The organism is Halorientalis sp. LT38 (assembly GCF_037031225.1).
In the GTDB taxonomy this organism is placed as follows: Archaea; Halobacteriota; Halobacteria; order Halobacteriales; family Haloarculaceae; genus Halorientalis; species Halorientalis halophila.
Genome location: NZ_JAYEZN010000001.1, coordinates 2,534,668 through 2,549,543 on the forward strand (window position 1 = coordinate 2,534,668; position 14,876 = coordinate 2,549,543).

The window sequence follows — 14,876 nt, forward strand, 5'->3', positions numbered from 1 at the left end:
TCTGCATAACCCAAACATCCAAATAATTTCCATTGCTACCGCCGTAAGGATGGGCAATGGCGCACTCGGAAAGATAGCGAACTGGACGCGTAAGGCGATAGATCGAATCAAAGAAGACGGTCTCGACGGACTTTATTGGGCGGTCATTAAGTTCTACGGGAAGTTTTTCATGAAGCGAGTCTCCGATGGGGTATTCAATTTCAGAGGTAGGCCGATTTACGAGCGCGACTGGGACGTACTGATTATCCTCGACGCCTGTCGTGCGGATTTCATGTCTGAGGTCAAAGGCGACTACCCGTTCGTGTCTGAAAACTCCACTATCTCGAATGCGAGCAATTCACGACTCTGGCACGAGCGTAACTTCAACTCCGTTTACAGCGACGAGATGGCACGAACGGTTCTCGTGAGCGGGAACACGTTCTCGGGGAGAGTATTATCCGATGAGGACTTTCTCCAGCTCGATCGTGTCTGGGAGTACGCCTGGGACGACGAGTATGGGGTCATGCCAGCGAGGCCTATTACCGATCGCGCGATCACTGCAGCAAGGAACCATGACCCGGACCGTCTGATCGTCCACTACATGCAACCTCACATGCCCCCAATCCCGTACGTGTCCGGAAACCACGGCGAAGACGAACCCATCGATGACCGGTGGTTGGACGCCTGGAAACACGTCCAGAACGGTGAGATATCGATCGACGAAGCATGGGGAGCACACGTCGAGAACCTCCGATACGTCCTTGATGACGTGGCACTCCTGCTAGAGAACATCGACGCCGAACGAGTCGCGATCTCTGCAGACCACGGCAACGCGTTCGGTGAACACGGCTTCTACCGACACCCGGGCCACATCCCGATCAGAGCCCTCCGGGAGGTTCCGTGGTGTATTACCTCAGCGACCGACACCGGGGAGTATGAGCCGCCGGAATACGACGTGGAAAGCCGCGGGAACGTCGAAGAGAAACTTGCTGCGCTCGGATATAAGTGAGGCGGATAAGCGTTAATAGGATCACGGGAGCTACCAGCAAAGGTGAAACGAATAGTCGTTCTCACTAGCTCGGAGCTGCGACACGACTTTCTTCGCAAAGCTATCGCACTTGCGGATGGAATCGATGTCGTTCGAACGTACTGTGAAGGGCTCTCCGGGACCACACTGGACAAGGTGAAGCAGGAGGGCGACGAGATTCAGGTTCGACATCTTGAAGCACGTGATCGGTCGGAACGTGACTTTTTCGGCCCGTTCGTAGATTTGGCTCCAGACGAATCCAATCCCAAATCAGTCGACAGAGGTGCGATCAACGATTCGGATGTCTTCGAGGAGATCACGAGCCTCGATCCGGATCTGCTGGTCGCCTATGGCTGTTCAATCGTCGAGGATCCACTCCTCTCGGCCTTTGAAGGTCGGTTTCTCAACGTACACCTCGGGTTGTCACCGTATTACCGGGGAACGGGAACGAATTTTTGGCCGCTGGTTAACGGTGAACCGGAGTTCGTCGGTGCGACGTTCATGCATCTCGACGATGGGATCGACACAGGAGAGGTGATCCACCAACTGAGAGCACGGATTCATCCCCGAGATTCGCCACACGAAATCGGAAATCGGCTCATTAGCGATGTCGCGACTGTCTATCCGGAAGTAATCAGAAAATTCGACGAGCTAGAACCGGTCGAAAACGTCCCGGAACCCGACGAGGCGAAATATTATGAGAAGTCAGACTACTCCACCGAGGCGACGCGAAAACTGTACGAGAACTTCGACTCCGGCCTCATCCCGGAGTACCTAGCGGAGCGCGAAGAACGGATCGAAGCCGCTCCAATCGTCGAAAATCCGGTTCTGGCTCAATGAAGGCGATAATGTATCACTACGTCCGGCCCCCCTCGAGTGACGGGAATTACTACTACCTCGATCTCTCGGATTTCCGTCGCCAACTCGACTACTTCGAATCTAATTACGGGTTTTTGGACCGCGAGTCCTTCGTCGAAGCTATCCGGACGGGTACCGATCCCGGAAACGATATCGTATTGACGTTCGATGATGGCCTCCGGGACCATTTCGACTGGGTCTATCCAGAACTCCGAAAACGTGGGTTATGGGGTATTTTCTACGTTCCGACCGGGCCATACGAAACGGGGTCTGTCCTAGATGTTCACAGGATTCATGGGTTACTCGGCCAGTTTCTCGGCTCGGAGGTTCTCGACGAACTGAAAGATATCGTTACATCTGACATGATTCCAGATCAACGCCGTCAGGATTTCCGGACATACACGTACGAATCCCAGGACAATACCGAAGCGACGACCAAAGTAAAACGGATACTCAATTACTATATCTCTTACGAGCATCGCTCTTCGGTCCTGAATACACTCGAAAATCGCTTGTCCGGTTCTACTCGTGACGTTCCGGACGTCTACGCATCACTCAGTCAGTTCGAAGAAATGCAAAACAACGGCATGATTATCGGTTCACATTCGGTTACTCATCGAGTGTTCTCAAAACTGGATCGAACGGAGCAGAAACGGGAGATTTTCGATTCGTTTTCTCTCCTCGGATCGGCCTTCGGTCGGTTGGATTTACGCACCTTCTGCTACCCGTATGGCGGCGACCACACGTACGACGATACGACGCTGTCACTCCTCAGCGACGCAGACTGTGAGTTCGCGTTCAGCGTTGAATCTCGGGACGTTACCGACGATGACTTGACGAACTTCAGAAACGAACTCCCACGCTACGATTGCAATGAGTTCCCACACGGTGAGGCTTCGGGTGGTGTCGTGTGACGAGTCCCCAGGAATGTGACGGGAATGCGGTGGCACTGATTCCGGCGCGGGGGGGATCGAAAGGAGTATACAATAAAAACGTCCGTGACGTCGGTGGAAAACCACTCATCGCGCACTCGATCGATGCCGCCCGCGAGGCCGATACAGTCGATTCCGTCGTCGTTTCCACTGAAGACCAGCAAATACAGGCGATCGCCACTCAATATGGTGCCCGAGTTCCGTTTTCACGGCCGCGACCGCTCGCTGCGGACGACACACCCATGGTGCCCGTCGTTAGGCACGCAATCGAAACGCTCCGGGCGGCAGGTGAAAATTACGATCAACTGATCTTGCTACAACCGCCGACACCGCTTCGGCGGCCGTTTCATATCGACGAAGCGGTGGTACGCTATCACAGAACAGGCGCCGACTCTCTGGTATCTGTGTGCCAATCTCGGCAGCCCCGATGGACTGAAACCGGGGGGAGTGCGCGCCGTCTGACAACAGACGCCGAATTCGTCGAAGTGGGTGCGGTCTATATCGTTGACGTCGACCGGTTTCGCTCCGAGATGGATCTGCAGGCCGGTGAGCCCGTACTCTACGAAATGGACCCTCGGTACCATCTCGACATCGACACGGAGGAAGAACTTCGGCTCGCCGACATCATCCTATCCGCGAATCGAGTGTAACTAACTTGCGTACTGTGCTCCGTTTTCGGGTTTATAGACCGAAAAGTCTATCCCGTAGATGGGAGGGCGGACATACTATGGCAATCGATTACCTCCGCCGCTACCTCAACGTTCGGTGGCTCCGCCCGGAAAACGTCATGTGGCGAACGGTCAGTTCTCGTGCGATGAGTGACTTCGAGTACGAAGAACCCTCACTTGACCTGGGATGCGGTGACGGAATAACGAGTTTCATTCGGGCGGGCGGCGATTTTGAAACGTCGTTCGACATCTTTACCGGGGTCGGGAATCTCGACGAATTCTTCGAGGACGAGGACATCTACGACGCCGCACCGGACACGTACGATCCGGATATATCTCAGCGTCCCAATTATTCTATCTCTGTCGGGCTGGATCACAAACAGGCTCTCCTGGACAAAGCCGCCAAACTGGATTTCTACGATGAACTACTCCAACACGACAACAACGAGCCACTCCCGTTTGACGACGGCGAGTTCAGGACTATTTTCAGCAACGCCGTGTACTGGGTCGAGAACGTGGACCTCCATCTCGAAGAGATATCTCGCGTCCTCGACGATTCTGGCGAAGCACTCCTCGTGCTACGTACCCCACACGTCCATCAGTTTCTGGACTATCTTCACGCTCGTGAAGACGTCCTCGGCGAAGAATTCGTCGACATGATCGACCGGGGCCGGTCGGAACACTATCCGAGTCTCCACACTGAAGAAGGGTGGGACAGGAAACTCGAAGCGGCCGGGCTCGAAATCAGCGAGAAGCGGTCCGTCATCAGTACGACGCACGCCGGGATCTGGGATGTCGGGCTTCGGCCGATCTCGCCCCTCACGATCAAAATGGCGAACGCGCTAGGAAACAGCCAACGACGAAAAATCAAGTCGGAGTGGATCGACCTGTGGGAGGAACTCTTAGAACCACTCTGTGAACCGATGTTCGAGCTGGAGAGGGACGACCCAGCGGCCGAAATTCTGTACTTTGTTACCCCGCAGTAGTCCACGATCGTCGACTCCTTCCTGGCCGTAAGGAGGCTCAGTGTGCCCTTTCGTCTAAATCGCGATACATCTCGTCGACGACGTTTTGGACCGTGTCCTCTTCCAGGACGAAATATTTGTTCACAAACGCTTTCTCGTCGTTTAGGATCGAATCGAGGTCCTCGACTCGTAACTCGGAGAAGAACGTCTCGACACTCTCCTCGGACTCGAGAACCGGGAACGGGCCGTGTCTGGCGTACAGCATATCGAGAATGAAGGGCTCCCAGAGGTTGATACACACGCACGGTGTCCCGGCGAGCACGGCTTCGATACCGATGTTCGAGTTGACCGTCAAGAGGAGATCGGCGGCGCCGAGTTCTGCCCAGAGGTTCGCATCAGTTACAGTCACAGTTACCGAATCGGTCCCCTTTACGTCACTGTAGAACTCCGGATCCTCTCCGGGGTGTACTTTAATGATCGCCCGCACTGGCACATCGAGCCTACCGAGGCCCGCGATCGCGAGCGAAACGAAGCGTTCTCGGACGGAATCGTCGTAAGTTTGCGTTCCAATTACGACGCGCAGTCGGTCGTCGATATCTTCACCTGGGTTATTGGAATCCACCCACGATCGCAAGTCTGTCAGGTACGGCCGGCCCGCTGGCTTCATGTTGTCGAATTCCTCCTGCGATCCAACATCGGGGACCGACTTTCGGAGATGATGTTCAGCGAGGGTCCCTGGGAAGAACCGGATTCGCTCCGATTGGATCGGAGCGAAGTGACCTGCTGTTACACTGTGTGGGATGTAATACGGAGTACATCCTCGGCGTTCGGCAGCGTTGAGGATTGCACGTCCCAGCATCGATCCCGTGCCGGTAGTGACCTGTTTGGAACCGAACCGTTCGATCGAATTCTCGATTTGAATTCCGACGAGGATACGCCGAAAGACGTCTGCCTGGTAAATTTGCGAGACAGTGTGCTGAATCGCCCGGGGTGAATTGATCCCCCACTCTCGCTGAAAGAAGTCATTCAGATCAGTAGCCAACTCCCGGCCCCGAACTTCCTGGGTCCAGACCCGTTTCAGAAAGGTGAGTTGTCGAACGATGTTACGCGGCGTCGAGAGTAGATTTGCCGGGATCGGATCGTAGGCATTCATCTCTGGCGTCGGATTCTTCAGGTACCAGACGATCGTTAGTGGCGTCGCGAGTACCACGTGGTCCCTGTCGAAGCGGTCGATTACCGGTTGCATACTCTCGAACCGGCCAACGGCTGGAACGAAAATCGTGTCAGCTTGTTCTGGAAGCGCAACGAGGGGGCGAAGTAACATAGACAGGACCTGATCGAGAAAGAACGGAACGAGTCCGGCGATCATCCAACAGAACGCGAGTAAATCCGTTCTATCTCGGGAATCCGGCGTCAACTGGGTTGAGATATCGTACTGTGATGCCACGTCTGCGACTATTTTCCGATCCGTTTCTGGAACGTTTTCGTGACAACGAATCGTCTCTACATCCTCCGATTTCACCCGGTCACTGAGTCGGCTGTGAAGAAACGCAACCCGCATCAGTGAACTATCACCCTCCGTAAGATGTGGAACGACGAAGTGTCGCCACATCGTTCGGTAGAGTGGAATCGGAGAGTCCGTCTCCGGTTCGTAGGCTGCGAGCGGATAGTAGTACTTGTCCCAATCGGCCATCGAAACGTCGGCTAGTTCGTCTGATATGACGAACCGCGTCGAGACGTCGTCGGATAGATCTTCGGGATCAACTGCAACCCGAAGAACGCCAGATCCGTCTGAATTAGCTGAAACCATACGATCTCACAGTCGTCGTTGGATTTGCATCACGTCGTTTTGCCATATAGCCTACGAACGGTATCCGAGTGCCTGTAACCGTTTTATTATATCACCGTCCCCGGAGCTGAAATCGGTATTCGGTTCGTAGTTGCCCGAATCGTCGGCGCTCGTCGTACACCAAGGGACCTCCCGGACGCACCGGAGCGGATACCGTCCATGGCCGTAGAACCCGTACTCCCCCATCGCGTTCCCGTGATCCGCACTCACCATGACTGTCTCCGCGGAGATGTTCTTGAGCAACAGCTCAACGTCTTTGAGGACGTATTCAAGGTTGGCTTTGTAAGCCTGCCAGACTTCGGATTTCGATACCGAACCCGCTCGTAGTTGGTGCCAAATCGAATCGGTCCATTCGCCCCCGACGTCGTCCAGATCAATCGCGGATCCGATATCGGGAACGGGCACCGATGGGAAGTGTGGTTGCATATAGTGGACGATCATCCGTTCGGGATCGAGTTCTCTGGCGGTCGAAATTGCTCGATCCGTGATCGGGCGCGCAGGGATAGTTCCGAGTTCGTCGTCCCAGGCGTACCGCCACACCTCGTCGAGATGGCCGAACGTTGTTTCGTCGGCACACTCGGACGAGAACGGGTTTCCGGTGACGTACGCTGTTTCGGCCATCTCGTCCCGATACTGGTTGGCGAAGTTCGTCTCCATCCAGGCCTTCGAGGTCCCATTAGTCGAGTAGATCGTGTCGAAGTCGGCGAGAAAATCGTAGTCATGTCGAACCTCGTCCAGTAAATCCACGCGACACGCATCCATTAGCACGAGAACGTCCCAGTCAGCAGTGAAAACCGGCGTCACGTCTGGTCCGAATCGGTCACCGAACCGACTTCCGAGGAGCAACCGATCGTAGAGCATTACGCCGGCCCATGAGAGGCCAGAGAGGCCGTCAGTCCGTATTCTAGACCCCGTCCGGGAGAGAAAACCGGGGAGTTTCTGCAACATGTTCTGTGTGACTTCGGGTGCGAATATAAATGATCCCCTACTCGTCGAATTCGTAACTAGCTCCGGATCGGGCAACTGCTGTGGTTGTGCGTCAGTTCGTGTTCGTGATGGTACACTTTTGTCCCGGCACGTCGTCCGACCAACCGCTCTATTTTAACCGTCCGCTTCTAGGACTGTTCATGGTCTCTGTCAGTGTCGTCATTCCGACGTTGGGTCGGACCGAACGCCTTCGTCGCGCTATCGAGAGCGTTACAGCGCAGACCGTGCTCCCCGATTCGATGATCGTCGTCGACGGATCCGACGACGGGGCAGCAAAGCCGCTCGTCTCAGATCAGAATCTCCCTTTTGATTGTACCTACACTCTCCAAGATGGCGACGGTGGCCCCTCTGAAGCTCGAAACATCGGTATCGAAGCCACTGACGCCGAATTAGTCGCCTTCCTCGACGACGACGATCATTGGCATCCGAAGAAACTCGAAACTCAACTGGACGCGTACGATCGACTCGGTGCTGGACTGATCTTCTGTGGTATCGAGAACGTCCGGCTCGACGGAACCGTCACGAACCGATCGTGTCCGACCGCTGCTCCGGACGCGAAATCGATCCTCGTAAACGACGGTATCGGATCGCCATCGGCTGTTCTCGTTCGTCGTGAAGACGCCGAAGCCGTCGGGGGCTTCGACGAAGCGTTCCCCGTGCGCGAGGACTGGGAGTTCTACGTTCGGCTCCTACAGGTGACCGAAGCTGCGGCAGTTCCCGAGCCGCTGGTGACGAAAGAGTACAACCCGGAAGGGCTGTCCAGAAACGTTGAGCTCGCCGAGCGGTACATCATGAAAATCCACGAGAAGCACCGTGAAAAGTACGACGCGGAACTGACGCGGAAGTTCAAGCGAAACAACCACTTCATCCTTGGCCGGCGATACGCGAAGGCTGGGAAGACGGCCCAGGCTCGATCCCACTTTTCGACGTCCCTCTCGAACGGATTCCAGGTGAAGACCGCCCTCTACCTGTTCGCTTCCTGTCTCGGTCCCTGGGGCTACGAGAGCATCCGGAAGATCTCGCGCCGACTTCGGGTCGGTCAGTCCGCGTAGCCGAGTTGCTCCAGTCGGTCAGAAACGACCTCACTCGCGACCGACTCGCGCTCGCCGGTCGGCTCTTCGGCGACAATCGCTCGTCGCTCCCCGGATTCGTGGACGTGCCACGGGACCTTCACGAGGTGTTCGGTGTAGGTCGCACGTGGATGGCCCCACTCGCGAACCGGGATCGGGAACGAGCGTTCGCCGACCATGTTTCCGTGGTCGGCCGTGACGACCGTCTTCCCGTCTATTTCGTTCAGGTACTGCTCGACGTGAGGGAGCGCCCGTGTCAGGTTGTCAGTGTAGAGTTCCCACACCTCCGCTCGATCAATCGACAGGTCACCGGTCATCAGTCGATTCCAGAGGTTGAGTCCCGCGTCGTCTGGGTTGTCCAGGTGATCCTTGTCGAAGTCGGTCTCGGCACCGAGAAACGGGTAGTGTGGTTGGACGTAGTGTGCGAGGATCCGCTTGTCGGGGTACTTTCTGGCGGCCTCGAGTGCGTATTCGGTCATCGTCTCGGGACGGACGGTCCCCGTTTCCGCATCCCAGTCGGTCTCACTCCAGACGTTGATCACCTCGTGGAACTGTGCGTCGATGCGGTCTCGATTCCGGTACAGTTGCGGGTTTGCCGTTACGTAAACGGTGTCGAGTAAATCGCGGCCGTCGAAGTTCGCGAGGAGAAACTCGGTGGTACTCGACCCTCTCGATATTCGATGTTCCAGCGTCCCTGGCAGGGTCGCGTGGTTCGCGAACATGTCGTAGCGGCACGCGTCGAGGATGAGGAGGCTGTCCCAGTCTTCCGCGAAAATATCGACACCGTCGGTGTTATACGATCGTCGATACAGTCGACGATGGTAGAGTCGGTTGAACTCCCGAAAGAAAAGCGTCGGGTTCTGTATTCCCCGTCGAAGTTGCGTGAGAGAGTACATGCCTCTTTTTGATCGGACGGGACACATGAAGACTCCTATCGTGACCGTCTACATCCCGGCCCCGCTCTACTCTGCATGAGGTGTCCTCGTCGAACCGGTGCTCACCTCGTCGGTTCCGATGCCTTGATCTTCACCGGAGTCGGTCGGCTTGATACCGTATCCGAAGGTGATGGCCGCGATCAGCGATGCGATACTGAAACCGAACAGCGTGTATCCTCGAAAGATCATCGAAACGGCGATCGCAGAGCAAAGCACGAGTGTCGTCAGATCACTCACCGAAAGCTCTCCGAACAGCCGAGAGAAGAGTGTTCGCCCGACGAGCATGAGGTACGCGATACCTCCGACGACCCCCGTCTCTACGAACACTCTGAGATACGAATTGTGGGGTGTGTATCCCGAATACTTCCCCGAAATAAATGGGGCCAAGAACTCTCCAGTTTCGCCAGCACCGTACCCGAACGTTGGCTGTTCGAGGATGGCGCGCACTCCCCCAGCCCAGATCACGGGCCGTCCGGTGACGTTTACATTCGTGATGAAACTCGGGCCCGGAATGTACCCGAACACGGCTAGTATCACGTAGATACCACTGATCCCGCCTAGAATGTATCCGGCTCTGAACGTTCGTTTCGTGCCCAACATGTACAGGCCAAACAGGCAAACGCCGGCGACGCCAGCGAGCATACTCGATCGACCGTGTGCCAGATACAGTCCTGACCCGTTGATCACCGTCAGCATCGCTGGCACTCGTCGATGAGTTTCGACGAATTCCCCGAGGGCAGTCAAAAATCCCAGCAGCGTCACGTACGACATCGTGTTCGGGTTCAGAAAGATCGAACTGACGACGTTGCGTCCGGCCGACGTGAACGGGATCGACTCGCCCCTGATGCTCACGACGTCGATCACCAGGAGTGTGTAACTATCGACGAACAGGGTAGGGAGGCCGATAACGACCAGCGCCGCAGATATTCTCGCGATGATTGCAAAGAAGCCCCGGCGAGTCACGACCTGCGGGATGAAAAATAGGTTCACCCCGGTCAGCAGAACGAACGGTGGAACACGGACCAGCGCCTCGGTGTTTATCGGTCCCTGAACGATGTCGACGAACAGGTGGCCGAGGTAGATCAGCCAGACGGACCCGAGCATGAGAAGGGCCCACCCCGGGACGGCGAGTCGCAGTTGCTGGCCGCTCGCGACGACGACGCAAGCAAAGACCAGATACGCGGCGAGGACGACGATGTAGGATACCGACGACGGCAGATATCCGGTGAACGGCAGCGCACTCGTTCCGACGACGAGTGCCAGTGCAGCCAACACCGGGGTCGGATCCGACTCTTCGACGGTCCCGCGGGGTTGTTCCGATTCGGAATGGTTCATCGAGTGTGCTGTTTCACTGCTCGGCTGTCATACGACGGTACAGGTCGACATACTCCGTCGTGGTGTGTTCGAGACTGAACTGTTCCTCGATACGGGTCGCTCCCTCTGCTCCGAGTTCGACACGTCGCGGTTCATCCTCGAGCAGTGACTGTAGAGCGTTCGCAAACTCGTCGGTATCCGTGGCGTCGACGAAGACGCCGGCGTCGCCGACCACCTCGTGGAGTATCGGGATATCGTTGACGACGACCGTCGTCCCCAGTGCCATCGCCTCCGCGACGGCGACGCCGAATCCTTCCGAGCAAGTCGGGAAGGCGAAGACGTCGAGTCGATCCATCACGGCGTGAACCTCGGCTCGCGTCGGCAGAAAGCCGGTGAAGAGGACGCGATCACGGATCTCTAGTCGCTCCGCGAGCCCCTCCAGTCGTTCCCGTTCGGGTCCGTCACCCACGACGACGAACTTGGCGTCGACGTCCGAGTCCTCGAGCCTCCTGGCCGCCCGGAGCAGTTCGTGAACCTGTTTGTGTGGGACCAGTCGACTCGCCGTGCCGACGAGAGGCCCGTCCGGGAGATCCGGTGGCGTTACCTCTCGCGCGCGTCGTATCTCGGCAAGGTCCACGCCGTTCGGGATGACGAGCTTCTCCGTCCCGGAGAGGCGTATCAACGCCGATTCGAGGTCATGGAAGCTCGCTGCCGTCACGTTCGACGGGCAGACGATGACGTCGTTGAGCCAGTTGGTACTCCCGTTGACGACGTTTTTGGCGAGTCCGAAGTCCTCGTGTGGATGATGCTGTGTGGAGAGGAGTGGAATCCCGAGTATTTTCACGAGGACTCTGACGATCGAGCCGGTGGCGTTCGGGTGGACGTGGACGAGGTCGGGATCACGCTCCTGGATCAGCTGAAGGAGCCGCACGTAGGGACGCGGATCTAGCTGTGATGACGCATCGAGGGAGTGTACGTCGACGCCGAAAGTTTCTTCGTCGGGTTCGAAGAATGCACAGACCTCCAGTGAGATGTCGGATGCGTCCATGTTGGCCGCGACCTCGAGTGGGATCGAAGCCTCTCCGGCTTCGTTCAGGACGACCAGCACGCAGATCCCATCGTCGGTCATCTATTGCAAGGCGGCGTTATATCGAGAGGGGCGACCGGAGCGTGTATGAAGCTGTCGTTCCGCTCGAACAGTAAAGATAACATGTAGCACCTGTTATCGACGGCAATGACCGAGACGATTGTCCTGGGTCTCGATGGTGCGACCTGGGACGTGTTGGATCCCCTCATCGAGGGTGGCGAGTTGCCCAACATCGCCGCCGTCCGGGACGAGGGATACTCGGGCGCACTCGAAAGCGTATACCCGCCGACGAGCGGACCGGCGTGGGCTTCGATGGCGACCGGGATGAACCCGGGGAAGACCGGTGTCTTCTACTTTCTGAACCGGACCGATCCCGACTCCTTCGAGTTCGAATCGATGAGTAGCCGCGATTTCGAGGGGCGGAGTTTCTGGGACGTACTCGGCCGAGAGGGAAAGTCGACGGGCGTGTTCAACTTCCCGATGCTCCACCCACCCTACGAGATGGAGGGGTACATGGTGAGTGGCTTCGGCGCGCCGAAAGAGGAGTTCACTTACCCGTCGGACCTCGCCGCGGAGCTCGAAGTTGTCGCCGGCGAGTACGAGATCAAGATCCCCTTCTCCGATCCGAAGTACGCCGGTCGCCCGGGGGAGCTGGCGACGACGCTGCTCGAGCACCTCGACGGTCGGGAAGCGGTGATCGATCACCTGCTGACCGAACGGCGAACTGACGTGTTCTGTGGGGTCGTCAGCGTCACCGACTGGATGCAACACTACTACTGGAAGTACGCCGACGATCGACACGTCCTGCACGACCCAGAGGGAATCGACGGCGAGTCACACTACCGCGAACTCTGGCGACGGGTCGACGACCTCGTCGGGACGGTCCACCGGATCGCACGAGAGCGCAATGCGACGCTACTGCTCATCTCCGATCACGGTTTCGGTCCCTTCGACGGGACCTTCTACGTGAACGACTGGCTCGAAGCCGAGGGTTTTCGCGTCCCGGCCAAACAGTCAAAGCTCGGCCGGGCGCGGGACCTGCTGTTCCCGCACGTGCGCCGAATCGCCGAGCCGGTCGTCGAACGCGTTCCGGTCCTGAACGACCTAGCGACGTCCGTCGGCCGGTCGATGAAACCGACACCGACCGAAACCGTCGATATCGACCGCAGCATCGCCTGTGCGACCGACAAGGGGTTCATCCATATGCTCTCGGACGACCCGGCCGACCGGGAGCGGGTCGTCGACGCACTCGGCGGGCTGTTCGAGGATCACGACCTCGAGTACGAAATATTCGCGCCCGAGGACCTCTACGCGGGGCCGGCGATCGACCTGGCGCCCGATATCCTCTACACCATCGAGGACTTCGAGTATGCGCTCCAGGCCAACCGGTCGCCGACCGACGAGGTGCTGATCGAACGACCGCCTTCGCCGTCGCGTAGCGGCGGGCACAAGCGGGATGGGATCTTCGTCGTCGCCGGTGAGGGCGCCGCTTCAGGGAGCGGTGCCAGGGCGTCCCTGCTGGATATCGCACCGACCATCCTGTATTCCCAGAACGTTCCGATCCCGACCGGGATGGATGGCGATGTTATCAAGGACGCCTTCGAACCTGCCTATCGGGACGACCGCGAGATCGAGTTCCGTGAGTACGGGATCGTGGAACCGTCCGGTGGCCGCGGCGGTGACGCAGACGCAGTCCGGGAACACCTCGAAGACCTCGGCTACGTCTGAGCGACGGGGTCGAGTACCGTTCCGTCCATGTCGTCGGGAACGGGCAGATCGAACAATCGCAGGATCGTCGGCGCGAGGTCGTAGATCTCGGCATCGACCCGCGCTCCGCGTTCGGTGTCGTCAGCGAGGACGTACAGTCCCTGGCGAGCGTTGTTGCCGCGCCACTCGGACTCGCCGAACAGCGTCCGTTTGCCGATCCCACCTTTGTTGTGATAGCGGGGCGCGTCGAGTGCGACCAGGTCGGGCGCGTCGTCCAGATAGGGGCCCTCGTAGATCTCTTCTCGTTTGAACACCTGCTGGACAGGATGCTGGCCGGTTTCGTCGTCTTCGAGCGCTTCGAGTTCTCTGATCAACTCCTCGCGGAACCCCTCGTAGGTCTCAGCGTCCATCTCCGCATCGTGGACGTAGAGCGGCCCCTGTGCGAGACCGACCGCGCGGGTCTCGTCCCAGTCGATCTTGTCGAAGATCGCGGTGCCCTCTGTCTCACCGAACTGGCCCGAGGAGTCGGGGATGTGCTGTGCAATCGACCTGAGAAACCCGACGTTGCTCAGCCGTTTCCGGAGCCCGACTCGATCCAGTGCACCACGGATATTGTCCCGTGTCACCCCGTAGTCTGCCAGCCGCTCGAACGGTGATCGGTTGCGGCTGAGGTATCCCTCCCGATCCAACCAGCTATTGACGTAGAACTGTTTGTCCATCTCGCTGGTCCCGTGATCGGAGTGGATGACCACGGTCTCGAACTGTTCGGCGAGCGTTCCCACGTGTTCGTCGATAACCTGCCAGGCCCGCTTCGTCGGTTCGCCGTCGTAGAAGAGGTGCTGGAGCGGACCGTTGATCTCGAAGGTACACACCTGCAGGAAGTCGACCTCGTACTCCTCGAAGAGGTGCTCGGCGACGGCGAAGTCGCGATCGATCTGTTCGATGCTCTCCTCGACGAACTGTTCTTTCGAGCCCTCCTCGACGGTACTGGGGTAGGTCGGCCGGGGCGTGTAATCGAACTCCGTCTTCAGCTCGTTTTCTACCGACTGGGGGCGTGCGAACCCCTCGTCTGGGACGCCGGGACCGCCCGCAACCATGAATCCGTCCAGGGACTTCGGTGGATACGTCAGCGGCATCCCGACGACGCCCGTCGAAATTCCGTGATCGTTCAGCAGATCCCACAGCTCAGGTTCGGTGAAATCCCTGGCGGTCGGAATCGTGGACTCCTGCCGGTCGAGATCCAGATTCTCCCACCAGAAGACGCCGAGCTTCCCGGGATTCTTTCCCGTCGAGTAGCACTTCCAGGCCGGGCAGGTGACTGGCGGGACGCACGATTCGAGGTCGCCCCAGACGCCCTCGTCTCGCAACCGGGCGATGTTGGGCAACTGGCCGTCGTCGATCCACTGGTCGACCAACGGCCAGCAGGCCCCGTCGATGGCGACCGCCAGGACGTCACCCTCGGTCATATCCGTGTCTCTCGAACCAGTGGTTTATAATC

Annotated in this window: 13 protein-coding genes; 7 read left to right on the forward strand and 6 right to left on the reverse strand. The window is 57.9% G+C overall.

What is annotated here, in order from left to right:
- Window positions 1-49 precede the first annotated feature (49 nt).
- The 5 genes from U5918_RS13065 (at window position 50) to U5918_RS13085 (ending at window position 4,450) form a co-directional block, all read left to right on the forward strand.
- Window positions 50-988 (forward strand): hypothetical protein, encoded by a 939-nt coding sequence (locus tag U5918_RS13065; protein ID WP_336001793.1) that lies wholly within the window; start codon window positions 50-52, stop codon window positions 986-988.
- Window positions 989-1,030: 42 nt separating this feature from the next.
- Window positions 1,031-1,846, forward strand: a complete 816-nt coding sequence (locus U5918_RS13070; protein WP_336001794.1) for a formyltransferase family protein — start codon at window positions 1,031-1,033, stop codon at window positions 1,844-1,846.
- An 8-nt stretch (window positions 1,847-1,854) separates the two neighbouring features.
- A complete protein-coding gene (locus U5918_RS13075; RefSeq protein ID WP_336001795.1) occupies window positions 1,855-2,778 on the forward strand; it encodes a polysaccharide deacetylase family protein in 924 nt (307 codons plus the stop codon).
- Entirely contained in the window at window positions 2,775-3,446 is a 672-nt protein-coding gene (locus tag U5918_RS13080) for an acylneuraminate cytidylyltransferase family protein (protein WP_336001796.1), read from the forward strand. Before U5918_RS13075 ends, U5918_RS13080 begins: the two co-directional genes overlap by 4 nt.
- Before the next feature lie 77 nt (window positions 3,447-3,523).
- Window positions 3,524-4,450, forward strand: coding sequence for a class I SAM-dependent methyltransferase (locus tag U5918_RS13085; RefSeq protein ID WP_336001797.1), 927 nt, complete (start codon window positions 3,524-3,526; stop codon window positions 4,448-4,450).
- A gap of 37 nt (window positions 4,451-4,487) precedes the next feature.
- Here U5918_RS13085 and U5918_RS13090 read toward each other — a convergent pair whose 3' ends face one another.
- Window positions 4,488-6,239 (reverse strand): hypothetical protein, encoded by a 1,752-nt coding sequence (locus U5918_RS13090; protein ID WP_336001798.1) that lies wholly within the window; start codon window positions 6,237-6,239, stop codon window positions 4,488-4,490.
- Window positions 6,240-6,290: 51 nt separating this feature from the next.
- Window positions 6,291-7,226, reverse strand: coding sequence for a hypothetical protein (locus U5918_RS13095; RefSeq protein WP_336001799.1), 936 nt, complete (start codon window positions 7,224-7,226; stop codon window positions 6,291-6,293).
- Between the two features lie 179 nt (window positions 7,227-7,405).
- Between U5918_RS13095 and U5918_RS13100 the strand changes: the two genes are divergently transcribed.
- Complete coding sequence (locus U5918_RS13100) at window positions 7,406-8,317, forward strand: glycosyltransferase family 2 protein (RefSeq protein ID WP_336003331.1); 912 nt, start codon at window positions 7,406-7,408, stop codon at window positions 8,315-8,317.
- Here the strand turns inward: U5918_RS13100 and U5918_RS13105 are convergent.
- The 3 genes from U5918_RS13105 to U5918_RS13115 form a co-directional block, all read right to left on the reverse strand.
- On the reverse strand, window positions 8,305-9,231 hold the full coding sequence (locus U5918_RS13105; protein ID WP_418771258.1) for a hypothetical protein: 927 nt from the start codon (window positions 9,229-9,231) through the stop codon (window positions 8,305-8,307). The genes U5918_RS13100 and U5918_RS13105 overlap by 13 nt on opposite strands.
- 66 nt (window positions 9,232-9,297) lie before the next feature.
- Entirely contained in the window at window positions 9,298-10,605 is a 1,308-nt protein-coding gene (locus U5918_RS13110; protein WP_336001801.1) for an O-antigen ligase family protein, read from the reverse strand.
- Window positions 10,606-10,618: 13 nt separating this feature from the next.
- Complete coding sequence (locus U5918_RS13115) at window positions 10,619-11,692, reverse strand: glycosyltransferase family 4 protein (protein ID WP_336001802.1); 1,074 nt, start codon at window positions 11,690-11,692, stop codon at window positions 10,619-10,621.
- 126 nt (window positions 11,693-11,818) lie between these two features.
- Here U5918_RS13115 and U5918_RS13120 point away from each other — a divergent pair, with 126 nt between their 5' ends.
- On the forward strand, window positions 11,819-13,399 hold the full coding sequence (locus U5918_RS13120; RefSeq protein ID WP_336001803.1) for an alkaline phosphatase family protein: 1,581 nt from the start codon (window positions 11,819-11,821) through the stop codon (window positions 13,397-13,399).
- On the opposite strand, the gene U5918_RS13125 is transcribed toward U5918_RS13120, so the two are convergent.
- Window positions 13,390-14,844, reverse strand: coding sequence for an alkaline phosphatase family protein (locus tag U5918_RS13125; RefSeq protein ID WP_336001804.1), 1,455 nt, complete (start codon window positions 14,842-14,844; stop codon window positions 13,390-13,392). The genes U5918_RS13120 and U5918_RS13125 overlap by 10 nt on opposite strands.
- Window positions 14,845-14,876: the final 32 nt, after the last annotated feature.